Annotated in this window: 20 protein-coding genes and 2 pseudogenes; 9 read left to right on the top strand and 13 right to left on the bottom strand. The window is 64.1% G+C overall.

The window, feature by feature from the left end; translation table 11 throughout:
• Positions 1–24: 24 nt before the first annotated feature.
• The 6 genes and pseudogenes from CMV14_RS18705 (at position 25) to istB (ending at position 7,619) form a co-directional block, all read left to right on the top strand.
• Positions 25–2,127 (top strand): bi-domain-containing oxidoreductase, encoded by a 2,103-nt coding sequence (locus tag CMV14_RS18705; RefSeq protein WP_066969923.1) that lies wholly within the window; start codon positions 25–27, stop codon positions 2,125–2,127.
• Between the two features lie 193 nt (positions 2,128–2,320).
• Positions 2,321–3,754 carry a heparinase II/III family protein gene (locus tag CMV14_RS18700; protein ID WP_202820866.1) on the top strand — a complete coding sequence of 478 codons (1,434 nt, stop codon included), beginning with the start codon at positions 2,321–2,323 and terminating at the stop codon, positions 3,752–3,754.
• A gap of 3 nt (positions 3,755–3,757) precedes the next feature.
• Positions 3,758–4,993 carry a glycosyltransferase family 4 protein gene (locus CMV14_RS18695; protein WP_066969927.1) on the top strand — a complete coding sequence of 412 codons (1,236 nt, stop codon included), beginning with the start codon at positions 3,758–3,760 and terminating at the stop codon, positions 4,991–4,993.
• Between the two features lie 101 nt (positions 4,994–5,094).
• Positions 5,095–5,187 (top strand): annotated as a pseudogene (locus tag CMV14_RS18690) (GDP-mannose 4,6-dehydratase); the annotation flags it as partial.
• A gap of 99 nt (positions 5,188–5,286) precedes the next feature.
• Positions 5,287–6,807, top strand: coding sequence for an IS21 family transposase (istA, locus tag CMV14_RS18685; RefSeq protein ID WP_096367681.1), 1,521 nt, complete (start codon positions 5,287–5,289; stop codon positions 6,805–6,807).
• An 11-nt stretch (positions 6,808–6,818) separates the two neighbouring features.
• Positions 6,819–7,619, top strand: coding sequence for an IS21-like element helper ATPase IstB (gene istB, locus CMV14_RS18680; RefSeq protein WP_066970386.1), 801 nt, complete (start codon positions 6,819–6,821; stop codon positions 7,617–7,619).
• A 164-nt stretch (positions 7,620–7,783) separates the two neighbouring features.
• Here the strand turns inward: istB and CMV14_RS18675 are convergent.
• The 6 genes and pseudogenes from CMV14_RS18675 to CMV14_RS18650 all read right to left on the bottom strand — a co-directional run.
• A pseudogene (locus CMV14_RS18675) lies at positions 7,784–7,963 on the bottom strand (acyl-CoA dehydrogenase); the annotation flags it as partial.
• A 96-nt stretch (positions 7,964–8,059) separates the two neighbouring features.
• On the bottom strand, positions 8,060–8,644 hold the full coding sequence (locus tag CMV14_RS18670; protein WP_066962452.1) for a TetR/AcrR family transcriptional regulator: 585 nt from the start codon (positions 8,642–8,644) through the stop codon (positions 8,060–8,062).
• Positions 8,645–8,733: 89 nt separating this feature from the next.
• The gene (locus CMV14_RS18665; RefSeq protein WP_066962454.1) at positions 8,734–9,765 is read right to left on the bottom strand and encodes an amidohydrolase family protein; all 1,032 of its coding nucleotides are present in this window, start codon (positions 9,763–9,765) and stop codon (positions 8,734–8,736) included.
• A gap of 5 nt (positions 9,766–9,770) precedes the next feature.
• On the bottom strand, positions 9,771–10,889 hold the full coding sequence (locus CMV14_RS18660) for a CaiB/BaiF CoA transferase family protein (RefSeq protein ID WP_066962457.1): 1,119 nt from the start codon (positions 10,887–10,889) through the stop codon (positions 9,771–9,773).
• A 111-nt stretch (positions 10,890–11,000) separates the two neighbouring features.
• On the bottom strand, positions 11,001–11,921 hold the full coding sequence (locus CMV14_RS18655; protein ID WP_066962460.1) for a VOC family protein: 921 nt from the start codon (positions 11,919–11,921) through the stop codon (positions 11,001–11,003).
• A gap of 188 nt (positions 11,922–12,109) precedes the next feature.
• Positions 12,110–12,790 (bottom strand): glutathione S-transferase family protein, encoded by a 681-nt coding sequence (locus CMV14_RS18650; RefSeq protein WP_066962462.1) that lies wholly within the window; start codon positions 12,788–12,790, stop codon positions 12,110–12,112.
• Positions 12,791–12,958: 168 nt separating this feature from the next.
• Here CMV14_RS18650 and CMV14_RS18645 point away from each other — a divergent pair, with 168 nt between their 5' ends.
• Positions 12,959–13,822 carry an NAD(P)-dependent oxidoreductase gene (locus tag CMV14_RS18645; RefSeq protein ID WP_176489034.1) on the top strand — a complete coding sequence of 288 codons (864 nt, stop codon included), beginning with the start codon at positions 12,959–12,961 and terminating at the stop codon, positions 13,820–13,822.
• A gap of 47 nt (positions 13,823–13,869) precedes the next feature.
• On the opposite strand, the gene CMV14_RS18640 is transcribed toward CMV14_RS18645, so the two are convergent.
• The 5 genes from CMV14_RS18640 to CMV14_RS18620 form a co-directional block, all read right to left on the bottom strand.
• Positions 13,870–14,667: an alpha/beta fold hydrolase gene (locus tag CMV14_RS18640; RefSeq protein ID WP_066962466.1), complete on the bottom strand. Its 798-nt coding sequence runs from the start codon at positions 14,665–14,667 to the stop codon at positions 13,870–13,872.
• A 64-nt stretch (positions 14,668–14,731) separates the two neighbouring features.
• Positions 14,732–16,111, bottom strand: coding sequence for an FAD-dependent oxidoreductase (locus tag CMV14_RS18635; RefSeq protein WP_238147086.1), 1,380 nt, complete (start codon positions 16,109–16,111; stop codon positions 14,732–14,734).
• Positions 16,108–16,419 (bottom strand): ferredoxin, encoded by a 312-nt coding sequence (fdxA, locus tag CMV14_RS18630; protein ID WP_066962703.1) that lies wholly within the window; start codon positions 16,417–16,419, stop codon positions 16,108–16,110. Before fdxA ends, CMV14_RS18635 begins: the two co-directional genes overlap by 4 nt.
• A gap of 209 nt (positions 16,420–16,628) precedes the next feature.
• Positions 16,629–17,819, bottom strand: a complete 1,191-nt coding sequence (locus CMV14_RS18625) for a CaiB/BaiF CoA transferase family protein (protein WP_066962469.1) — start codon at positions 17,817–17,819, stop codon at positions 16,629–16,631.
• 45 nt (positions 17,820–17,864) lie between these two features.
• Positions 17,865–19,115: a cytochrome P450 gene (locus CMV14_RS18620; RefSeq protein ID WP_066962472.1), complete on the bottom strand. Its 1,251-nt coding sequence runs from the start codon at positions 19,113–19,115 to the stop codon at positions 17,865–17,867.
• 288 nt (positions 19,116–19,403) lie between these two features.
• Here CMV14_RS18620 and CMV14_RS18615 point away from each other — a divergent pair, with 288 nt between their 5' ends.
• Positions 19,404–20,162, top strand: a complete 759-nt coding sequence (locus CMV14_RS18615; RefSeq protein WP_066962475.1) for an SDR family NAD(P)-dependent oxidoreductase — start codon at positions 19,404–19,406, stop codon at positions 20,160–20,162.
• A 48-nt stretch (positions 20,163–20,210) separates the two neighbouring features.
• Here CMV14_RS18615 and CMV14_RS18610 read toward each other — a convergent pair whose 3' ends face one another.
• On the bottom strand, positions 20,211–21,458 hold the full coding sequence (locus CMV14_RS18610; RefSeq protein WP_238147085.1) for a cytochrome P450: 1,248 nt from the start codon (positions 21,456–21,458) through the stop codon (positions 20,211–20,213).
• A 171-nt stretch (positions 21,459–21,629) separates the two neighbouring features.
• Here CMV14_RS18610 and CMV14_RS18605 point away from each other — a divergent pair, with 171 nt between their 5' ends.
• Positions 21,630–22,421 carry an enoyl-CoA hydratase/isomerase family protein gene (locus CMV14_RS18605; protein WP_066962478.1) on the top strand — a complete coding sequence of 264 codons (792 nt, stop codon included), beginning with the start codon at positions 21,630–21,632 and terminating at the stop codon, positions 22,419–22,421.
• 21 nt (positions 22,422–22,442) lie between these two features.
• On the opposite strand, the gene npdG is transcribed toward CMV14_RS18605, so the two are convergent.
• Complete coding sequence (npdG, locus tag CMV14_RS18600; RefSeq protein ID WP_066962481.1) at positions 22,443–23,123, bottom strand: NADPH-dependent F420 reductase; 681 nt, start codon at positions 23,121–23,123, stop codon at positions 22,443–22,445.
• Positions 23,124–23,294: the final 171 nt, after the last annotated feature.

Below are 23,294 nucleotides of genomic sequence, written 5' to 3'. Positions count from 1 at the left end.
TCGATCATTTCTAAGGACGCATCCATGAAACAACTCCTCCAGTCACTGCGGGACGGCACGACGACGATCGCTGACGTTCCGGCGCCGGGTGCCGGGGCGGGCCAGCTATTGATTCGATCGTCGCTCAGTCTGGTGTCGGCAGGCACCGAGCGCATGATGGTCGAATTTGGGCGCGGCAGCCTGTTGTCCAAGGTTCGCCAGCAGCCCGACAAGGTGCGCATGGTGCTCGAAAAGGCCAGGACCGACGGCATATCGGCGACTGTCGACGCCGTGCGGGCGAAGCTCGATCAGCCGCTGGCTCCCGGCTACTGCAATGTCGGGCGCGTGATCGAAAGCCAAGCCGAAGGTCTCGTCGCCGGTGATCGGGTCGTTTCCAATGGCGCGCATGCCGAAATCGTGGCGATACCGCGCAATCTCTGCGCACGCATCCCGGACGGCGTATCGGATGAGACCGCCGCATTCACCGTTCTGGGATCGATCGGGCTGCAAGCGATCCGTCTCGCCAATCCCACGCTGGGGGAATGCGTGGCGGTCACGGGGCTTGGGCTGATCGGCCTGCTGACTGTACAGATGCTGCGGGCACAGGGCTGTCGGGTTCTCGGTATCGATCCTGACGAGGAGCGGCGCGCACTAGCCCGCAGCTTTGGCGCCGAGACGGTCAGCCCGCTTTCCGAGCAGGAGGTGCTGGCGAAAGCCGCCGAATTCTCCCGGGGCCGGGGGATCGATGCGGTCATATTGGCTGCCGCGACGTCCAGTTCGGCGCCAGTTAGCCAAGCCGCCCGAATGAGCCGTGTGCGCGGCCGGATCATATTGGTGGGCGTCACCGGCCTCGAACTCAGCCGGGCTGATTTCTACGAGAAGGAACTGAGTTTCCAGGTGTCCTGCTCCTATGGGCCGGGCCGCTATGACGCGAACTACGAGCAGCGGGGGCAGGATTATCCGGTGGGCTTCGTTCGCTGGACCGAACAGCGCAACTTCGAGGCCGTACTGGATTTGATGGCGGCTGGAACGATCGATGTGTCATTGCTCGTCACGCACCGCTTCGCCATTGAGGACGGCGCCGCGGCGATGGATCTGCTCGCGTCGGACACGCCGCATATGGGGATACTGCTGGGCTATGCGGCTGACGAGGGCTCCTCGCTTCGTCGGGTGGCCCTGTCGTCGGCGCCGGTCGCGGCGCGCGGCACTGTTGGCGTGCTGGGCGCCGGCAATCATGCGACCCGGGCTCTGTTGCCCGCGTTCAAGGCTGCGGGCGCCGGGCTGCACACCGTCGTCAGCGCGGGCGGAGTCAGCGCGGCGCATGCGGCGCGGCGCTTTGGTGTTGTGAATGCCGCGACCAATCCCGCGATGATCATCGACGATCCCGCGATCGATACCGTGGTGGTCGCCACGCGCCATGATGCGCATGCGGGACAAGTGCTGGCGGCGCTCCGTGCGGGCAAGCATGTCTTCTGCGAAAAGCCGCTCTGCCTCACGTTGGCCGAACTGGACGAGATCGAGCGAGAGGCGGCTTCGCGGCCTCAGCAGCGGTTGATGGTTGGTTTCAACCGCCGCTTCGCGCCGCTGACCGTCAAGATCGAGGAATTGCTCGCAACGTTGTCCGGGCCCCGTCACATGACGATGACGGTCAACGCAGGGGCGGTTCCGCCGGGGCACTGGACACAGGATCGCGACGTGGGTGGCGGACGGATCCTGGGCGAAGCCTGCCATTTCATCGATCTGCTGCGCCATCTGGCCGGCGCGCCGATTTCCGGGATCGAGGCCCGCGCGATGCGTGGCGCCGACATTTCAGGCCCGGCCGACAGCGCGACGATCATGATCAGCTTCGCCGACGGCTCGCTGGGCGCCGTCCATTATCTGACAAACGGTCCTCGGGCGCTTCCCAAGGAACGACTGGAGATATTCGCTTCGGGCCGCGCGTTGCAGCTCGACAATTTCCGCGCTCTGGTTGGTCGTGGCTGGCCGGGCTTCGCGCGCCGCCGGCTATGGCGGCAGGACAAGGGCGGAGAGGCCTGCGCGCGCGCCTTCATCGATGCCGTGCGCAGCGAAGCGCCTGACCCTATCCCGCGCGACGAGATTTTCGAAGTCAGTCGTTCCGCGATTCTCGCCGCCGCTGCGCTGGACTGACCCGGCGATGTGGGCGGGCGTCTATTTTCGTACCCTTCGTCATCTCCGTCCGGTGCAGATCATCGGCCGGTTGGGGACATATCTGCCTGAAAGGCCGGTGCGCATTCGGCCGACACCGCCGCTTCGCGAAGGCCGGGGGAGTTGGACCGCGCCCGCAGCCCGCCGTCCCTCGCTGATCGGGCCCCGGGACTATATGCTGCTCAATGCACGAGGTTCGCTCGCCGAAGATGGCTGGGACAATCCCGATCGCCCGCTCCTCTGGCGCTATAATCTGCACTATTTCGATGACCTGACGGCAAGCGAGGCGCCGCGCAGGGCCGCTTGGCATCGTGCCCTCATCGCCGAATGGATCGCCGCCAATCGGCCGGACAGCGGCACCGGTTGGCAACCCTATCCGCTCTCGTTGCGAATCGTGAACTGGATAAAATGGGCGCTGGCAGGCAATGATCTGGGCAATGAGGCTCTTCACAGCCTCGCGCATCAGGCGCGCGCGCTCGAACGAAAGATCGAGTGGCACCTTCTCGGCAACCATCTTTTTTCCAACGGCAAGGCTCTTGTCTTCGCCGGCCTGTTCTTTGGAGGGAAGGAAGGGGAGCGCTGGCTCGATCGTGGCGCGCATATCCTGGAGAGGCAGCTTCCCGAGCAATTCCTGCCCGATGGCGCGCAATTCGAGCTGAGCCCGATGTACCATGCGCTCGCCGTCGAGGATTTGCTCGATCTGGCCAACATGCTGGCGGCATTCGGGTACCCGCGAATCGCTTGGCTCAACGACGCGATCCGGCGCCATATCCGGCCTGCGCTTGACTGGCTGGCGGCCCTTTCGCATCCGGACCAGGGCGTCGCCTTCTTCAACGATGCCGCGTTCGGCATCGCCCCGACGCTATCCGAGCTTGTCGCTTATGCCTCGCGGCTCGGCTTCGCCCCGCCTGCGGCGCCTCCTTCCCCATGGCTGGGCGAGAGCGGTTATGCGCGCCTCGCCAATGACCGGGCCACCCTGTTTCTCGATCTGGCGCGGGTGGGCCCGGATCATCTTCCCGGGCATGCGCATGCCGATACATTGTCACTCGAATTCTCGTTCGGCGCGTCTCGCATCATCGTCAATTCGGGCACGTCGATCTATGCCCTTGGTACCGAACGTCAGCGCCAGCGCGGCACGCGGGCGCACAGTACGGTAACGGTGGACGATGAAAATTCGTCGGAGACATGGGCGGCATTTCGGGTAGGCCGCCGCGCGGTGCCGTTCGACACCTATGCGCGCGCCGGCGGCGATAGGCTGGAAGCCGGTGGCGCGCATGACGGCTATCGGCATTTGGGAACGCGGGCGGTCCACCGCCGCCGGGTGACGCTCGGCGAGCATGGATTGACGGTCGAGGACAGCGTCACGCCGGACACACCCGCCGAGGCGCGCTTCCATCTTCACCCGGCGGTGAGGATTTCGATCGAGGGGCCCGGGAGGGGGCTGCTATTTCCACCTGAAGGCGGTCCGATCCGCTGGAATGCTCAGGCGGCGGCGGTGCGTGTGGAGGCATCCAGTTACCATCCCGAGTTCGGGGTGAGCCTGCCATCCTCCTGCCTGTCGCTGACGCTCGGCGGAGGATGCTCCACCCTTTCGCTCGAGTGGGACTGAGCCATGCATATCCTTTTCCTGTCCGATAATTTCCCGCCCGAGGTGAACGCTCCGGCGAGCCGTACCTTCGAGCATTGCCGATTGTGGGTGCTCGAGGGGCACCGCGTCACGGTCATTACCTGCACGCCCAATTTTCCGCGTGGAAAGGTGTTTGAAGGGTATCGCAACCGCCTCTGGCAAAGCGAGGAGATGGACGGCATCCGCGTCATACGCGTCTGGTCCTACATCACCCGGAACGAGGGCTTCGCCCGGCGTATCCTCGACTATCTAAGCTTCATGATGATGGCGACGCTCGCGTCCTTGTTCGTTCGCCGGGTGGATGTGATCATAGGCACGTCGCCGCAATTCTTCACGGCTGTCGCCGCATGGGTGACCTCGGCCTTCAAGCGCCGTCCCTGGGTATTCGAACTGCGCGATCTCTGGCCCGAATCCATTCGGGCGGTTTCGGCGATGCGGGCGTCGCGCCTTCTCGACTGGCTCGAGAAGTTCGAACTGTTTCTGTACCGACGGGCGGACGCGATCATCTGCGTGACCAGGGCTTTTCGGGAAAACCTCATCGCCCGCGGCATCGATCTGGCCAAGATCGAGGTCGTCACGAATGGCGCCGACCTCCGCCGCTTCGCGTCGCAGCCGAAGGATGGGGCGCTCGCGGTCGAACTCGGCCTCCAGGATCAGTTCGTGGTCGGCTATATCGGCACGCATGGCATGGCGCATGGGCTGGAAACGTTGGTCGACGCCGCATCGTTGCTCGCCGGCCGGGCCGATGGGAAGGATGTTTCCCTGTTGATGCTGGGAGATGGGGCGGAACGCGAGCGGCTGATCCACTATGCCGGAGATCTTCCCAATATACTCTTCGTGCCCACCGTCTCGAAGGAACAGGTCGTTCGCTACTGGTCGCTTCTCGATGCGACCATCATCCATCTGAAGCCCGATCCGCTCTTTGCGACCGTCATCCCTTCCAAACTGTTCGAATGCATGGCAATGGGCATTCCGGTGCTTCACGCAGTCCCCGGCGAATCCGCCCGGATCGTGGAGGAGGCGGAGGCCGGCGAGATATTGCCCGGTGGCGATCCGGACGCGCTCGCAGATGCGATAGTGCGCCTTCAGATGGACCCGGATCGCCGCGCCCGGCTATCCGCCAACGGCCAGAAAGGGGTCAGGAAATTCGATCGGGAAGAGCTGGGCCGGACGATGCTGGCGCACCTCTGCCTGCTCGCGGAACGCGATGTGCGACGATAGGGTGCGCCGATATTAGAGGACAGGCCCCTTGTGGGCCATTTCCCGGCAAAGTAGGTGCTTCAAGGCATTTCCGGTGCTAAACCAGAACGAAGTGGGCGGACATGAGCAAGACGGCGCTAATAACGGGCATCACCGGCCAGGACGGATCCTATCTTGCTGAATTTCTGCTTGAAAAGGGCTATGTCGTTCATGGTGAGAACACCGGGAATAAAAGGGGCCACGGATCGGCCAGTCTCACCGGATTAAAAAGGGGCCAGTCCTGCTAGACCTCCGTTTTTGGGCGGAGGTGGAGGATGAAGAGAGTGGAGCTTTATCAGAAGGTCCGCCGCGCCGTGCTGATTGACGGGATGAGCCGTCGCGCTGCCGCCCGGTATTTTGGGATCAATCGCAAGACCGTCGACAAGATGCTGTGCTTTCCAGAGCCAGCAGCGCACGGCCGGAGCGGGCAAACCTACAGCCGCAAGCTGTCCGGATTTACCGACATCATTGACCAAATCCTGGTGGATGACCGCAAGGTTCACATCAAACAGCGACACACTGCCGCGCGTATTTTCGAGCGTCTGCGCGATGAACATGGCTTCACCGGCGGCATCACCATTGTTCGCGACTATGTGGCGGGCGCCAAGTTGCGCAGCCGCGAGGTGTTCATACCATTGAGCCACAAGCCGGGGCATGCGCAGGTGGATTTTGGTGAGGCGGACGGGATCATCGACGGCAAGTTGGTGCGGTTCCACTATTTCTGCATGGACCTGCCGCACAGCGATGCGCCGTTCGTTAAAGCCTATCCTGCCGAGGTGGCTGAGGCATTTTGCGAAGGGCACGTGGCGGCCTTTGCCTTCTTCGGCGGCATCCCGCAGTCGATCCTGTATGACAACACCAAGCTGGCAGTGGCGCAGATCCTGGGCGACGGGAAGCGCGAGCGCAGCCGGATGTTCTCGACCCTCCAGAGCCATTACCTGTTCGAAGACAAATTCGGGCGCCCCGGCAAGGGTAACGACAAGGGCAAGGTCGAGGGGCTGGTCGGTTATTCCCGGCGCCACTTCATGGTGCCGAGGCCAGAGGCGCCCAGCTTTGATGCGCTGAACGCGCGCTTTGTCGAACAATGCATGGAGCGACGACAGGCCATCTTGCGCGGGCATGAGCGCAGCATCGGTGACAGGCTGGTGGCTGATCTGGCGGCCTTTATGCCGCTACCGGCGGTGCCGTTCGATCCCTGCCATATGGTGACGGGGCGGGCCTCGTCGATGTCGCTGGTGCGCTATCGTACCAATGATTATTCGGTGCCGACGGCCTATGCCCACCAGGAGGTCGTAATCAAAGGCTATGTCGATCGGGTTGCGATCATCTGTGGCGGGGAGCTGATCGCAGTGCATCCGCGCAGCTATGAGCGGGAGGACTTCATTGCCAACCCGCTGCACTATCTGGCGCTGTTAGAACAGAAACCCCGCGCGCTTGATCAGGCAGCGCCGCTCGATGGCTGGGTGCTGGCTGAACCGATGCATCGCATCCGACGACTGATGGAGGCGCGCAGCGGCAAAGAGGGACGGCGCGAGTTCATCCAGGTGCTGCGGCTATGCGAACGCTTCGAGCAGTCCCTGGTGGAATGGGCAGTGGCCCGCGCGCTGGAGATGGGGGCAATCAGCTTCGATGCGATCAAGATGATCGCGCTGGCCCGCCTCGAACAGCGTGTGCCGCGCCTCGATCTGCAATTTTACCCGCATTTGCCGCGCGCGAATGTCGGGCGTACCGATCCGCGCACCTACATGGGCCTGCTCTCGCAGGCAGGCACTCCAGCGACGGGAGTGGCAGCATGAGTGATCCCATGATGCCGCTGCCAGCCATCGAGGCCGAACCCACCAGCGTGCCGCCCGCTGTACTACTGGCCAACCATCTCAAAGCGCTCAAGCTGCCCACCTTTGTGCGCGAGTATGAGAAGGTCGCCTTCGAGGCCGCGCAGGATCGGGCCGATTACCCCCGCTATCTGCTGCGCCTGTGCGAACTTGAACGGATTGATCGCGAGCGCCGGATGGTGGAGCGCCGTATCCGCATGGCTCGCTTCCCGCACACCAAGAGCTTTGACACCTTCGACTTTGCAGCCCAGCCATCACTGAACAAGGCCTTGGTTCTGGAACTGGCGCGCGGTGAATGGATCGAGCGGCGGCGTAATGTCATTGCGCTGGGCCCCAGCGGCACCGGTAAGACCCACACCGCCCTCGCGCTAGGACTGGCTGCGTGCCAGAAAGGGCACAGCGTGGCCTTCACAACGGCCGCGGCGTTGGTCCATGACCTGATGGAGGCTCGCGACGAGCGTCGCTTGCGCAGCCTGCAAAAGCATCTGGCATCTGTAAAGCTGCTGATCCTCGACGAGTTGGGATATGTACCATTCACCGCCGTGGGCGGCGAGTTGCTGTTCGAGGTACTCAGCCAGCGCTATGAACGCGGCAGCACGCTGATCACCAGCAATCTGCCCTTCGATGAATGGACATCGGTGTTCGGCTCCGAACGCCTGACCGGCGCCCTGCTCGACCGGCTGACACACCACGTCCACATTCTCGAGATGAATGGTGACAGCTTCCGTCTCGCCAGCAGCCGCAAGCGCCAGAAGGACAAGGGGGAGGATAAATGACCTAAGAACGGGCGGCCATCGGCAGCGGGAAATCGGCTTCCGCTCCGCTCCAGCCGCTTCCCCGCTGCCGATGCTGCCCAGCCTCAACCTTGGGGCTTTTTGTTCAAACCAACTGGCCCCATTTTAAACCGGTGCCTGGCCCGTTTTTATCCCGGCGTTGACACATCGCCTTCCCGGTTGAGCGGGGCGAGCCGATCGGTGCACATCCGCCCGGCTTCCTCCAGCACCGCCAGCGCCAAGTCCGCATCGACCTCCTTACCCGTCTCGGCCATCGCCTGGTCGAACCCGAGCACCCGCGTGAGCAGGAAACGATAGTCGTCGATGGGCGGCGCGTAACTGGGCATCGGCTTCCTTTCCGAAAGTGCAGGCTCGTTATACCAAACGTATGTTACAGTCAAATTGTCGGAGGTGGCCACCTTCCATCCGATCCAATGGCGGGATCAGCCCTGCCGGAAGATCGCGACGATCTGCGCGGCCAGATCGGCGGGCTTCAGCCTGCCCGGGCGATACCAGTCGGCGGTGGAGTTTAGCTGCGTCAACAGCAGGTTCCGGTAAATGGACCTGTCGATCTCGGGCCGCAGCGGGAGGCTTTCGACCAGTACACGGAATAAGTCCTCGAATCTGTCGCGACGTGCGATCAACTGCTTCCGGACGGCATCGGGGACTTCCCGGAAATCGTTCATCATCGGCGTCGTCAACGAATCCGGCGCGAGTTGAATCTCCAGCAGCGTCGCGCATGCCGCCTGGAGCTTCGCCCATGGCCCATCCTGATCGCGAACCGCCTTGGCGATCCTCTCCTCGGCGGCGTCCAGCGCGGCGCCATGAAGCTCGACGAACAACGCGTCCTTGGATTTGATATGATGGTAGAGGGAACCGCCGAGCACTCCTGCCTGCAAGCCGATATCGCGCATGGACGTTCCCCGATATCCTTTCCGGGCAAATAGTTGCGCGGCGATTTCCAGGATCTGGCGTCGGCGCTCGGAGCCTTCCTCGGTCTGTCCGGACGGGGTGGGATTTGTCTTCATCCGCCCGGGGCTAGCACACAGGCGATCTTGCGCGAATAGCGGACGAGACCGGGCTCGCGTCGTTTCGGAAGGCTGCGCTCCAATGGCGGTCAGTGCTGCTGCGGTCCGTCTTCCTCGAATCCCAGAAAGCGCGCCGCATTGCCATGTCGCAGCAACCCCTCATCGGCTGGAAGCAGCTCAAGCCCCGCGATCCGCCCGAGCGGATCGCGCTCTGCCACCGCGAAGGGCAGGTCGGTACCGATACACAGCTGGGTCTTGCCGAGCGATCGCATCAGGAAGCGCAGCGTCTCCCCATCATAGACCAGCATGTCGTAGAAGAAGCGGCGCGCCTGCAGCGAGGGCAGGTCCGCGATCGCGGCACCCACCGCGGGGGTGGTTCGCCAGCCATGGTCCAGTCGGGGCAGCAGCAGCGACAGGGCGCCGCCGCCATGGCTGAACGCGATGCGCAGGCCGGGATGATCGATGGCGATATTGGAGGCGATGATCGATACCGCGGCGAGCGCTGTTTCGCAGGGGAAGCAGGCGAGGGCCTCCATTGCCCCAGGGCCTGGCAAGGGGTAACACGCCAGGGGTTTGAGCGGATGCACGAATATGGCCGCGCCCACCCGCTCGGCCGCCGCGAAGAAGGGCCGAAACCGCGCGTCGCCGAGCGGGATGCCGCCGATATTCGTGCCGATCTCGACACCGAGAAAGGACCGCTCCGCCATCAGCTTTTCGAGCATGCGGATCGCGCGGTCAGGATCCTGGAGCGGGACCATCCCCAGCGCGGCGAAGCGGCCGGGCGCGCGCTCTACCATCGCTGCCAGCTCGGCGTTGACATGCTCGGCGATCGCGGCGGCCTCGTCGGCCGGCCGCCAGAAACTCAGCAGCTCGGGCATTGGCGACAATATCTGCCGGCCAATGCCCATGCGATCCATCGTCTCCAGCCGCCGGCCTATGTCCCAGCATTCATCGGTAATCGAACGGAACTGCCGCCCGTCGACGAACACTTCGGCGTGGCCGCAATCGCAGCCTCGCCGGATCTCGATCGCCGACGGCGCCCCCGCTAGGCTGGCCGGGAAGTGCCCCGGCACCATATGGGTGTGGATGTCGATCGCCGGCAGGGACATGCTGGCGGCCATGCGCGTCAGTCTGCGGCGGGGGCAGGGGTGGCCGAACCCAGGGCGGGGACGGCGCCGTAGCAACGCGGCGCGCCCGCGACGATCGGCGCGGGGGCCGGAAGGCTGACTGGGCCGCCGGGCGTGTCGACCATGATGCGACGCAGGCTGGGATGGCGTGACAGCCCGGCCATGTCGTTGAGATGGGCGAAGGCCACATCGGCGGCCTGCAGCATCTCCACCGCCCGCGCCGACTCGATCGTGGCGAAGGCCTTCGCGGTCAGCGCATCGGTTTCGGCGCGATTGCGCACCCGTGCGACGTTGGTCGCGAAGCGCGGGTCGGTGGCGAGGGCCGGGTCGCGGAGAAAATGCTCCGCGAACAGCCGCCACTCCCGGTCGCTCTGGATCGATATCAGCAATTGCGCCCCATCCCCGCAGGCGAAGACGCCGTAAGGCGCGATCGACGGGTGGGCCAGGCCGACGCGTTTCGGCGGATGGCCGGCATCCTGATGCAGCAGCGGGACGCTGAGCCAGTCCGCCATCACATCGAACATCGAGATGCGGATATCGGCACCCCGGCCATGAATACTGCGCCCGATCAGCGCCTCCAGAATGGCGGCGTGGGCGGTGGCGCCGGTGGCGATGTCGACGATCGAGATGCCGACCCGCGACGGTGCGTCGGGTCCGCCGGTCACCGAAGCAAGGCCCGATTCCGCCTGGATCAGAAGGTCATAGGCCTTGCGGTCCGCAAGCGGGCCGGTGTCGCCATAGCCGCTGATCGAGCAAATTATCAGGCGCGGGTCGCGCGCGGCCAGCGCTTCGGGCGCGAAGCCGAGCCGAGCCAGCGCCCCGACCTTGAGATTCTGAACGAGAATATCGGCATCGGCGATCAACTCCTGGAGCGCCGCCTTGCCCTCGGGCGCCGCCAGGTCGAGAATTCGAGACTCCTTGCCTCGGTTGAGCCACACGAAATAGCTGCTCTGGCCCGCAGCGACGTCGTCATAGCCACGCGCGAAATCGCCTTCGGGACGTTCGACCTTGATTACCCGCGCGCCAGCATCGGCCAGTCGGGAGGTACAGAATGGAGCCGCCACCGCTTGCTCGATCGCGACGACCTTCAGCCCATTCAAGGGCAAGGCGGCGGTCATCGGCGGGATCTCGATGAATTTGAGGGCATGTCCGGCATCTTCTCCGTGACGTTCGGGCGGCTCAGGTGTGGTCGGCCAGCTATAGTCCGCCGTCCGGGATCAGGAAATCGCTCAGACCAGCGATTCCACGATGCCGATCTTGCCCAGTCTCTTGTCGGTGGGCGCCCCCCAATAATCGATCGATTCCGGTACAGCCGGAAGAACGCGATGATCGCGGGCGTTGCCCTCGGGAAACTCCTCCATCCCATAGCTGTATTCGATCGTGATTCCGTTGGGATCGAGCACATAGAGGAACACGCTACCGGAGGGCGGATGCCGTCCGGGACCGCGCACGATCGGAACGTCGTTCTTGCGGAAACGCCACAGCGCCCGCCCGATGTCATCGATCTCGCTGACCATGAAATTGACATGGTGAAGGCCGTTGCTTTCGGAATTGCTGAGGCCAATTGAGTGATGGAGGGGGTTGGGAAAGCATCGCATGAAGTTGACGACGTCACCGATCCTGTCCGAAGTCGGGAAATTCAGCACATTGTTGTAGAAATTCACGGCTTCGTGGAAGCGAGGTGTCTTGAGGACGAGGTGGCCGATGCGCTGGATATTGGCCAGCGTGGGTGACCAGGCATCCTTTTCCTGCTCGATTGACGCAAAATATTCGTGGGTGGCGCCGGTATAGGGATCGGCGAAGCGCACGCTGCGGCCCTGGCGCAGCAGCGCGGTTTCTGCGGGATCGACCTCGATGGTCGCATGGCCATGACGGCGCAGCCGATCCGCAATCCGGTCGATGTCGGCCTCGCTCTCCATTTGCCAGCCGATTCGCTTCAGCCCCGGCTCGCCCTTGGCCAGGATGAAGTCATGATGGTTCGCGCTGCATCGGAAGAAGCGAAGCTGATCGTCGATGCCACCATTCGGCTGCAGACCCCACAGCTGTTCGTAGAAGTCCGCCGAGCGATCGAGGTCGGAAACATTGATCGCCACATAGCCGAGCCGCGCATAGCGCGGTTCCTGGCCCTCGCGGCTGTCGTCTGGACGCATGACAAACTCTTTCAATCGATGATGTCGTTGATCGGGGGTAACTCGCCACGCGGGAAAGTGCAAGATGATTGAACGTATGTACAAAATAAAGTTCATCTAGAGTGGGATGATCGGCCTATTTTCCCGCCTATTTCAGATGGCTGCGACGGATCGGATTCGCAGCAGAGTGCGAAAGTGGCGGGTGATGCTCAGGCTGGCTGGACGTGGCGGAACAGGTTGCGCCGGAATTCGTCGTCGATCTCCAGCTTGAAGGCGTGGCGCTGCTTGAGTGCCAGCGCCCGGATGGCGGCGGGCCGGGCTTCGATCGTTGCGGCGAACCGCTGGAGGTGGGGAAAGTCCGCAGCCGCTCCATCGCCAAGCACCACGTTCACGTGGCGGCCCCAGGCCCAGGTGGCCATGTCGGCGACCGTATATTGGCTGCCCACCATCCATTCATGTTCGGCCAGGTGTCTGTCCAATATGCCGTAATGGCGGCGGGCTTCGAACAGGTAGCGATCAAGGGCGTAATTCTTGGGATCGGGCGCGAAGAGCCGGAAGTGAACGGCCTGGCCGCAATAGGGACCGACACCCGAGGCGATGAACATCATCCAGGACAGCAGCTTGCCGCGATCCGCCAGTGTGTCTCCGGGCAGGAAGCGGCCGGTCTTCTCAGCCAGGTAGAGGAGGATTGCGTTGCTGTCGAAGATCGTTGCGTCGCCGTCGACGATCGCCGGCAGCTTGTTGTTGGGGTTGATCGCCGTGAAGGCAGGGGTGAACTGCTCGCCCCTGACGGGATCGACGGGGATCAAATGATAATCCAGCCCCGCCTCTTCGAGGAAGAGTGCGACCTTCAGCGGATTTGGCCCGGGATTATAGTAGAATTCGATCATCCGACATTATCCTCATCCCTGTATCGCATCCGTCGGGCTTCTATTATATATTGTATGGCCGTTCAAATAATATATGGCGAACGGACTGGGCGGTGCGAAATTCGTGATGTTGCGGGGGGCGGGCGCGTCCCGCATGGAAGGGCATCCGTCGGCGCTGGGAGTTGCTACATGGATTCGTTATCGATCACGGTGGGCTATATCGGTCTCGGGACGATGGGGGAGCCGATGGCTCGCAACGTCCTGGCCGCCGGTTTCCTCACGCGCGTGTTCGATATCAGCGCGGCGGCGGTCGGCCGGCTGGTGGAGGCGGGTGCAGTCGCGGCGAACTCGCCACGCGAACTGGCGGCGCATTGCTCGGTCGTTCTGCTCAATGTCGTCAACGATGCCCAAGTCGAGCAGGTCGTCAGCGCGGCCGAGACGGGGCTGCTCGAAGGGCTGCGCGAAGGGGCGGTGATCGTCGTGCACAGCACGATCCACCCTGACACCTGCGTGCGTCTCGCCAAGCTCGCCGCGCAGCATGGTGTGGGCTTGATAGATGCGCCTTTCACCGGCGGCGCGGCGGCAGCGGCGGCGGGGACGCTCGCACTGCTGGTCGGTGGCGAGGATTGGGCGGTGGAGGCGGCAAGGCCCGTACTGGAAGCCGAGGGGGCAATCACCCATCTCGGCGGTGTTGGCGCGGGCGAACTCGCGAAGCTCGGCAATAATCTGGTGATCGGCATCACCGCGCATGCCGTCCACGAGGCGATCCGCCTGGCGACGAGCGCCGGGCTGGATGGCGACACGATGCTGCGCGTGCTGACAAGCGGCGCTGCCGATTGCTGGGCGGCCCGTAACTGGGAATCGATCGGCCAGATGGCGGCGGTCTATCCGGGCGGGACGCAGGGCCTTGCGGCCCTCACCAACAAGGACCTCAGCCTTGCGCTGCAGGTTGCCCAGGATCGCGGCATTCAGTTGCGCATCACCGAACAGGCCGCCCGGGACCTGCACGAGCCTTATGACCATGCCCTCGCCATGCTGTCGGCGAAAGGGTGAAGGTCCTTGTCACTCACGACCTGCGGGAAGGTCGTGACGAGGCTGCCTCAATGGCTTGCGAGAAAAGCCAGCACCGCCTCGTTCCATAGCTCCGGAACCTCGTAATAGGCCGAATGGCTGCCGGGGATGACCTGCATCCGCCCGCCGGGCAGCCGTGAGACCAGCGATTCCATCGCGGCTGGCGGGCAGAGGGCGTCGCCGCTCGCCATCAGCACAAGGGTCGGTACCGCCATTTCTTCGAGCGGCAGCAGGGCGAGCCGATCCGACGCCATGGCGGAGAGGATCGCGGCCGGATTGGGCTTCGTCCCGAAGCTCGATATCTGGTTGTAGAGCACGCCCAGATCGGGCTGTTCGGTACAGAATTGGGCCGACAGCACCGGATGCTCGCGGCGGTTCAGGCGGTTGCGGTCGGGTTCGGCACTAACGAGCCGGTCGACATGGCTGCGATCTGCTCCCGCCAGCGTGGTCGAGAGGACCAGCGACCGGATGCGACCGGGATGCGCCTGCGCATAGCCCAGCACCGCCCAGCCGCCCATCGACTGGCCGACCAGTGATACGCCGTCGAGGCCGAGATGATCGAGCAGGGCATGGAGATCGCGCCGCGCTGCCGGCGGCCCAATATCCCCCGATCGCGCGGTGGAGTTGCCGAAGCCTCGCTGATCCCAGGTTATCACCTCGTGTCGGGTGGCGAGCGCCTCGATCTGGCGCCACCATATGGCGTGGTTTCCGCCCAGGCCATGGCATAGCACCACCGGCGGTCCCTCGCCGGTCCGCTCATAATAGATGTCCTCGCCTTCCGACTGGACATAGCCGGACATGCGGTGGAGCGGCTCTTGGCGCATCATGGCCTCCCGATGTGCGAAGCGTCAGGCCGACAGGCGGCCGGTTCCCGTGGGACGGGAAAGGGCTTCAATCCTGTGTCTGCAATTCGTCCGCCGAGGTCGCCGTCCGCGCTACCCCCAGCATGGCGTCGATCGTCACCAGCTTCACCCTTGGCCGGCCCGATGGCTCGCCCAGCCCGGTCTCATGACGATCGATGCCGAGCCAGCCCGCATGATCGACCATTTCGGGGCAGCGCGAACGCAGCCAACCGCTGATCTCGTCCTGTGCTGCGGCCTTGCTGTCGGCATCGGCGAAATCGGCCAGCAGCCGTTCGACCGTCTCGACCGCGTCGCCGCGATTGGTGCCGATCACGCCGGACGGGCCGCGCTTGATCCAGCCGGCGACATATTCGCGCTCGCCACCGGTCACCTTGCCCTGTTCGTTGGGGATGGTCGCCGAGGCTTCGTCGAACGGCACGCCGGGCAGCGGCACGCCGCGATAGCCGACCGCGCGGATCACCAGATCGGTCGCGATCGTCTCGCGCTCCCCGGTGTCGACGGCCTTGGTCTGTCCCCCCTCGGTTTCGAGCCGGTTGATGCCCAGGGTGATGCTCTCCACCCGCCCGTTGCCGCCGATCTCAAGCGGCGAACGCAGGAAGCGGAAGCGCATGCGGCGCTCGCCATCGACCCGGCCCGCGCCATATTTGGCGAGGGCGGTGATGTTGCGCTGGATGCGCTTGATGTCCGGGGTATCGGGCGGCAGCGGCTGTTCCAGCAGCGCCGGATCGTCGACGCCGACGTCGAGTCCCTCGATATCGGCCAGCTCGCGGATCTCGGGGGTGGTGAAGGCGGCCTCCGCTGGGCCGCGCCGGCCGAGGATGACGACTTCGCGGATATTGCTCGTGGCGAAGGCGGCGATGGCGTGGTCGGCCGTGTCGGTCTGGCTGAGCTCACCCTGCGGCAGCAGCAGCATGCGGGCTACGTCCAGCGCGACGTTGCCGTTGCCGATAACCACCGCGCGCGTCCCCGACAGATCGGGCGCCAGCGCGGCATGATCGGGATGGCCGTTATACCAAGCCACGAAATCGGAGGCGGCAAGGCTGCCTGGCAGATCCTCGCCCGCTATCCCCAACCTGCGTTCGGAGCGTGCGCCCACCGCGTAGAGCACCGCGTCATAGCGCGCGAGCAGCTCGTCGCGGCTGATGTCGCGGCCCAGTTCCACATTGCCGAAATAGCGGTAGCGGGGATGGCTGGCGATCTCGGCGAACTGGGCGCTGACCGACTTGATCCTGGGGTGATCGGGCGCCACGCCGGCGCGCACCAGGCCCCAGGGGGTCGGCAGCCGGTCGAACATGTCGACCGCCACCAGCGGTGTTTCGGAGGCGAGCAGGGCTTCGGCGGCGTAATAGCCGGCCGGGCCGGCCCCGATCACCGCCACGCGCACCGGCGCCATCGCTGCGGAGGTCATTCGGCGTGCATCGCGGCGGGGCCGGCATCGTGGGTCAGCTTGCCGACCTTCTTCGCCCCGCCCGGGGAGCCGATCTTCTCGAAGAAGGCAATGCCCGCCTCGCGGTACACCTGCATGTCGTCGGGCAGGTCGTCCTCATAATAGATCGCCTCCATCGGGCAGACCGGCTCGCAGGCTCCGCAATCGACGCATTCGTCGGCATTGATGTACATCATCCGCCCGCCCTCATAGAGGCAGTCGACGGGACACACCTTGGTACATGCCTTGTCCAGGACGCCGATGCAGGCTTCGGTCACCACATATGGCACGGTATCCGTCTCTCCATCCAAACTCTTGAGCGTTCATCGCACAAACTGGCCTGTCAGGCAATCGTCTCGGCTAAAAAATTATTTGTACGAACACTCAAATACATATCGGTTTCCGGGCTGGCTGGCGCGGTGAAAATGCCGGGCTGGCGGTGGTTTTGCGATGGTGTTGGCGCAAGGAAGAGGCGGATGTCGATGTGGACACGGCGCCATCAGGAGAGGACGGATGCCGCAGGCGCGGGCTGTTCGTTCGACATGCCGATGATGCCGCGTTGCCGGAGTTCCTCAATCTCTGTGCGGCTAAGGCCGGCTTCGATCAGCACATCGTCGGTATCGGAGCCCAGGGCAGGGGCCGCTTTCGTGGCGGCTGGCGCCTGCCCATTGAAACGGAATGGCGCCCGTACATGCGTCATGCGCTGATCCGGCGCTATCGCGATATGTTCGAAGGATTGGCTCGCCCCGAACTCCTCGCATGACAGCACCTCATCATAATCTCGTACGATGCCGCCCAGGATCCGATGCCGGCTCAGCTGTTCCACCCAATGATGTCGCGGCTGCCGCCGGAATTCCCGTTCGAGGATCTCGCGTAGCTCGGGGATATGCCGGCGGCGGTGTTCCTGGTCGGAAAAGCGATCGTCGGTCAGCAGGTCGGGCCGCTCCAGGATGCCGCACAGTGCGACCCAATCCCGCTCGTAATAAGCGGCGACCTGAATGTCGCCATCCTGCGCCGGATACAGGCCGACCACCGGATATTTGGTCGGGTAGTTCCGTTGATCGGGTACCTGGCCGCTGACGCTGAACTCGGCCAGTGGCGCCGATTGCATGTAGAGTGCGGCGTCGAGCAGATTGGCCTCGACGCTGTCCACCTGGCCCGTCCGCTGTCGGTTGAGCAGCGCCGCCATGATGGCATGCGACAAGGCCAGCCCCGCTACCGTGTCGACATAGCTGATATTGCCGAGCAATCCCTCCTGGATCTGCACCATCCCCGATTCCGCCTGCGCGACGGCATCGACGCCGCGCCGCGCTGCCGAGGGGCCGCGCTGGCTGAACGCGGAGAAGGACGCATAGATCAACTGCGGGTTGATCGCGGTCAGCATCTCCCTGTCGAGGCCCAGTCCCGCGGCTGCGCCCGGGCGCAGGGACTGGACGAAGATATCGGCATTCTCGACCAGCCGGCGGACCAGCGCGACGCCTTCCGCGGTGTGCAGGTCGACAGACAGCGATCGCTTGTTGCGATTATGGCTGTGGAAGATCGATGGCATCAGCGACCGGGTGAAGTCGCCCTGTACCCGGTCTTCGATCTTGATCACGTCGGCGCCGAGATCGGTCAGCAGCTTCGTCGCGGAGGCGCCGGCCAGGGCATTCGTCAAATCGATTACGCGTATGCCCGTAAGCGCGCCCATGTACCGTCCTCGCCTTTCCTCCCCGCCATGATGCGGCCGGACGCGTCATACGGCAACCGGCACAGACTCCGGCCCGGGAAGTAGCGAATTATGGCCCCAGGGAATTTCCTCGGGGCTTGCGGCGAGGCGTAACTCGGGGAACTGCTTGGCGAGCGAGCCCAGCACCGAGCGCAGCTCGAGCCGGGCAAGGTGCGAGCCGATGCAAAAATGATTGCCCAGGCCAAAGGTCATGTGGCGCCCGGTGGTGCGGTGGAAATCGATCCGGTCGGGATTCGGGAAGTGGTTCGGATCGCGGTTCGCCGCGCCGAGGATGGAGACCACGGACTGGCCGCGCTCAATCTTGCGGCCGTCCAGGCTGTTGTCCTTCGTCGCCCAGCGCCAGCGCTGACGCTGTACCGGACAGGTCCAGCGCAGCAGCTCGTCGATCGCCTGGTCGAGCGCAGCGTCCTCCAGCTTGCCGAGTTCGGCCCAGCGGTCGCGCTGCTCCATCATTCCCAGTACGCCCTTGCCGATCGCATTGCTGGCGGTCTCATGGCCGGCCACGCCCAGCTCGGTGGCGATGGCGATGACGTCGAATTCGTTCATCGGCTTTCCCTGGTCGTCGGCTTCCGAGATCATCGCGCCAAGCAGGTCGTCCACCGGTTCCTTGCGGCGCCGGGCGACCAGTTCGCCGAAATATTCGACCATGCCCTTGATCGCGGCGCTGCCTGCCGCGCCAGCCGCTGGATCGCCGGCCTTGTCGACTGCGTTGGTGATGTCTTTCGCCCAGTTCTGGAACAGGTGCCAGTCTGCTTCGCCCACGCCCAGCGCGTCGCCCACGATCGCCATCGGCAGCGGGAAGGAGATGTCCCGCACCACGTCAAAGCGTCCGCTATCCTTCGCGACGGCATCGCGGATCAGCGTGCCGGTGATCGCTTCGATGCGCGGCTTCAGCGCGGTGATCCGGCGGGGCGTGAAGGCCTTGGCGAGCACCTGGCGCAGATGGCGGTGATCGGGCGCGTCCATGCCGCCCAGCCAACGCTGGAAGATATGGGAAACCGGACGGAATGATTCGGGCACCGCCAGCTGCCGGCCGACGCTCGCGGGGTCGCTGGCATAGGCCTCCGCGTCGCTGAGCACTTCCGCATTCTCCTCGAAGCGGAACAGGTACCAGCTGCCTTCCAGATCGCGCATGCTGGCGATGCCCCAGTGGACGGGGTCGGCCGCCCTATATTCGGCGTAGATGCTGTACGGATCGCGCAGCAGGCGCGGGTCGCCCGGATTGAACTTGGCGATGTCAACGGTGGCACTGGTCATATATGTCTCCCGATCCGGGCCCGATTATGGGGAAAGGCGGGCAAGGATGACAACGGCTTGCCGGGGCGATCCGGTTTTCCGCAATATCTACCCATAGCCGGAATCACGCCTCTCCCATCCATGGAAGCAGGCATATTGTTATTTGTACGGTCATACAATTAAAATCGCCCTTTGCGTGCTGGCCTTGCGGAAATTCCGGTATCCGCCCGATATCGGCTGCTATATTTGATATTGAACGTACGACCATATAATAATAGACGCAGATGATCGGCTAGGAGGAGGGGCGGAATGGTCGCGGATGAAATGTCTGGGGCGCCCGTCGTCCTGATTACGGGGGCGGCGGCCGGCATCGGGCTGGCCGTCGCGATCCATCTTGCCAACCATGGGTATCGGATCGTCGCGGTCGATATCGACCGACCGGCGCTCGACGCGGCCTTTGCTCGCTTCCACGATCGCGCCGTCCTTCGCGTCGTTGCCGACATAGCGAGTGCCGAGGGCGCGGAACGTGCCGTCGAGGCGGGCGTAGAACATTTCGGCAGTCTCCATGCGCTCGTCAACAACGCGGCGCTGCATGGCAAGGCCTGGGGCGGGCCATGCCTGGATTATTCGCCCGAGGAATGGATGAAGCTGTTCAGCGTCAACGTTTTCGCGATCGTCGCGCTGGCCAAGGCCGCGTTGCCGGCGCTCGCCCGTTCGGCTGGCGTGGTGCTCAACATGTCTTCCATGGTGGGCTATGGCCACGGTCATTCCAGCCCCTATGCCGTGTCGAAGGCGGCGGTGAACGGGCTGACCATGTCGCTTTCGCAGGAGCTCGGCCGGCATGGCGTTCGGGTGGTCGGCCTGGCACCGGGTTTCATCAACACGCCGTTGGTCGCCTCCGGGCTCGATGCGGCGGCGAGGGAGCGGCTGATGTCGCTTCAGGCGATCAAGGAGACCGGAACGCCCGAGGACATCGCGGGGATCATCGCCTTTCTGATTTCCCCCGCAGCGCGGCTGATCACCGGCGCCACCTTGCTCGCCGATCTGGGAATCACGCGGCGCCCCTGAGTCCGTTCGGAATCATGAGGGTGGCCCGGCGCTGGGTTGGCCAGCCCGCTATCGATGCAGCCGGACGGGCAGTGCGGTGTAGCCGCGCAGCACGTTCGAATTGATCCGCTCCGGCTCCCCCATCACCTCGATCCGGCTGAAGCGTTCCAGGATTTCCTCCCACAGGATACGCAGCTGCATTTCCGCAAGGCGATTGCCCAGGCAGCGGTGGATGCCGAAGCCGAAGGAAAGATGCTGGCGCGGATTAGGGCGGTCGATGACGAAATCGTCGGGATTTTCGTAGATGTCCTCGTCACGGTTGCCCGACAGATACCACATCACGACCTTGTCGCCCTTGCGGATCATCTTCCCGCGGATCTCGGTATCCGCGGTCGCGGTGCGCCGCTGATACACGACCGGGCTCTGCCAGCGGATCACTTCGGGCACCATCGAGGCAAGCAGGGCGGGGTCGCCTTTCAACCTGGCGAGCTGCTCCGGGAACTGATGCATCGCTAGTACCGACGCGGTCATCGAGTTGCGCGTGGTGTCGTTGCCGCCCACCATCAGCAGGAACACATTGCCGACGAACTGCTCGCCGGTCATGTCGCGCATGCTTTCCGAATTCGCCATCATCGATATCAGATCGGGGCGGCCCGCCTGGCCACGCCGCGCCTCGCGCAAGGCCAGGAAGTGGGCACCGGCATCCTTCAGCGCATCACTGCGATGTTCCCACGATTCCACCACCCCATCACCAGGAAAGCCCACCGACACGTGCGACCAGAACAGCAGCTTGCGGCGTTCCTCGAAGGGAAAGTCGAACAGGATGGCGAGCAACTGGGTGGTAAGCTCGACGGCAACCTCGTTCACCCAGTCGAAGGTTTCGCCTATCGGCAACTCGTCGAGCGTCTTGCGGGCCCGCTGGCGTATGCCGTCCTGAAGCTTCAATATGTTGCCGGGGGCTAGCGCGGGGCTCACGGCGCGGCGCTGCTCGGTATGGAAAGGCGGATCCGATACGATGAAGCTGGGCTTCTTGATCTCGTTCTCGAAATTGCCGCCCGAAAAATGATTGTCATCGAAAACCACGGATCCGGCCGAGGAGAATAGCTGGTGGTTCATATCCACATGCATGATGTCGTGAAATTTGGTGATCGACCAATAGGGGCCGAATTTGCTGTCTGCACAAAGATGCACGGGATCCTCGCGGCGCAGCCGCGCGAGATAGTCCTTGGCCACGTTGCGATGATGCAGCGAGGCATCGCTCAGGTCGATCTTCTCCAGCGGAAGCCGATATTCCTCGGGCAGGGCGAGGGTGGCCAAGATATTTCTCCCATCCTTGTCGGGTCTTGCCATCCGCCGGGGTGTCCGCCGTCGAAGCCCGCCATAGATGCCGACTCATAAACTATCTGTACGACTGTTCAACCAATTTGCTATGCCATGATGGCCAAGATCATATGGCCGCAAAGATGCGGCCCTTTCCGGAGGGGTGACATGGATTTCGAAACCGTTTTGCTGGCGATCGGCGATGGGATCGCCACGCTCACCCTCAACCGGCCCGAAAAGGCCAACACGTTCAACGACCAGCTGAAGCGCGATATCCGCGCGGCGATGGAGGTGGCGGAGGAGGATTCGTCCTGCCATGTCGTCATCTTGACGGGAGCGGGCCGGCATTTCTGTGCCGGCGGCGATCTGAGCGCCCCACGTGCGCCCTTCGTCGACAGCTTCGGCGTCGGTACGCCATTGCCTTTCATGGACGCGATCGAGCATTCGCGCATGCCTGTAATCGCCGCCATCAACGGCGCCGCCAAGGGTGGCGGCTGCGAACTGGCGCTGGCCTGCGATTTCCGGATCATGTCGCGCACAGCGAAGATCGCCCTGCCGGAGATTCAGTTCGGCGGCGTTCCGGGGGCGGGGGGAACCCAGCGACTGCCGCGCCTCATCGGCATCGCGGCGGCCAAGGAGATGATTTTCCTGGGGCTGGACAAGACGGCCGAGGAAGCGCTGGCGATTGGCCTGGTGAGCAAGGTGGTCGAGCCCGACGATGTGATGCCGGCAGCGGTCGCGCTGGCCCATGAACTGGCGCTTCGGCCGGGCTATGCGCTGGCTGCGGCGAAGCGCCTGATCAATCGTGGCATGGAGATGAAGCTCGACGATGCGCTGATATGGGAGCGCGAAATGCAGGTCAGCATGGCGACTCCCGAGCAGCGCAAGGCCGCCCAGGAGGCTGCGATGGCGCGCAGTTCCACTTATGCGAAGATATTCGGGGATGCGCCGGGCCGCTGACGGCGCCGGCATGTCCCGCTATCAGGCCGCGCGTTGCGGCAGGCCGGTAAGGCGGATACCAGAGCCGGGGACCTTGTAGCGGCGGTTGAGCGAGATCAGGACGCTGGTCAGCGCTTCGGCGACGACCGAATTGCACAGTGGCCCAGCGTTCCAGGCGGTCAGGCCGATCGCTTCAGCCAGCGCCACCACCTCGTCGGCCGCGGCGGCATCGTCGGCGCAGACCAGCACGTCGCATTCGACGGCTTCGCCCAGTCTGGTCAAATGGTGGGCCGAGATGTTCTGGAAGGCCGATACCACCCGCACGCCATTGCCGAGCAGGCGTTGCACCCCCTCCACTGCGCTGCCGCCTTGGGGCAGCTGGACATGGCCGACCCGCGGCGGGACGAGCGGCACGGTGACATCGATCAATATCTTGCCCTGAAGAGCGTCGGCGACCTCGGTCACGGTCGGCTGCTGCGCGGCGAAGGGAACCGATAGCACCACGATGTCGGCAGCCCGCGCGGCCTGCGGATTGGCGGCGCCCTCCAGCATTGCGGCGGGGCCAAGCGTGGCGCGCATCCCGCTGGCCGCCTCTTCGGCGCGCTCCGCGGTGCGACTGCCGATGATCACGCGATGTCCGGCATCGGCCCAACGCAGCGCGAGGCCACCACCCTCTTTGCCGGTGCCGCCCAGCACCGCAATCGTCTTCTTCGGCTCGGACATTCGCTTCCGTCTCCTCGATCTTCCCAGGGAGCGCTATTACATTATTTATTTGGTCGTACAAATGATATAACACCATGGGTGCGGAGGTGGAGCGAGGGTGTGGTGATTCGCCGGGGTCCTAGAGTGCGCAGGGCGGGAGGTGGCAGGCGGTGCTCGTCCTGCCGGATCGAT

The sequence above is a fragment of the Rhizorhabdus dicambivorans genome, assembly GCF_002355275.1.
Taxonomy (GTDB): Bacteria; Pseudomonadota; Alphaproteobacteria; order Sphingomonadales; family Sphingomonadaceae; genus Rhizorhabdus; species Rhizorhabdus dicambivorans.
The sequence above is the reverse complement of the archived record's forward strand: the minus strand, read 5'-3'. Positions and strand labels throughout refer to the sequence as shown.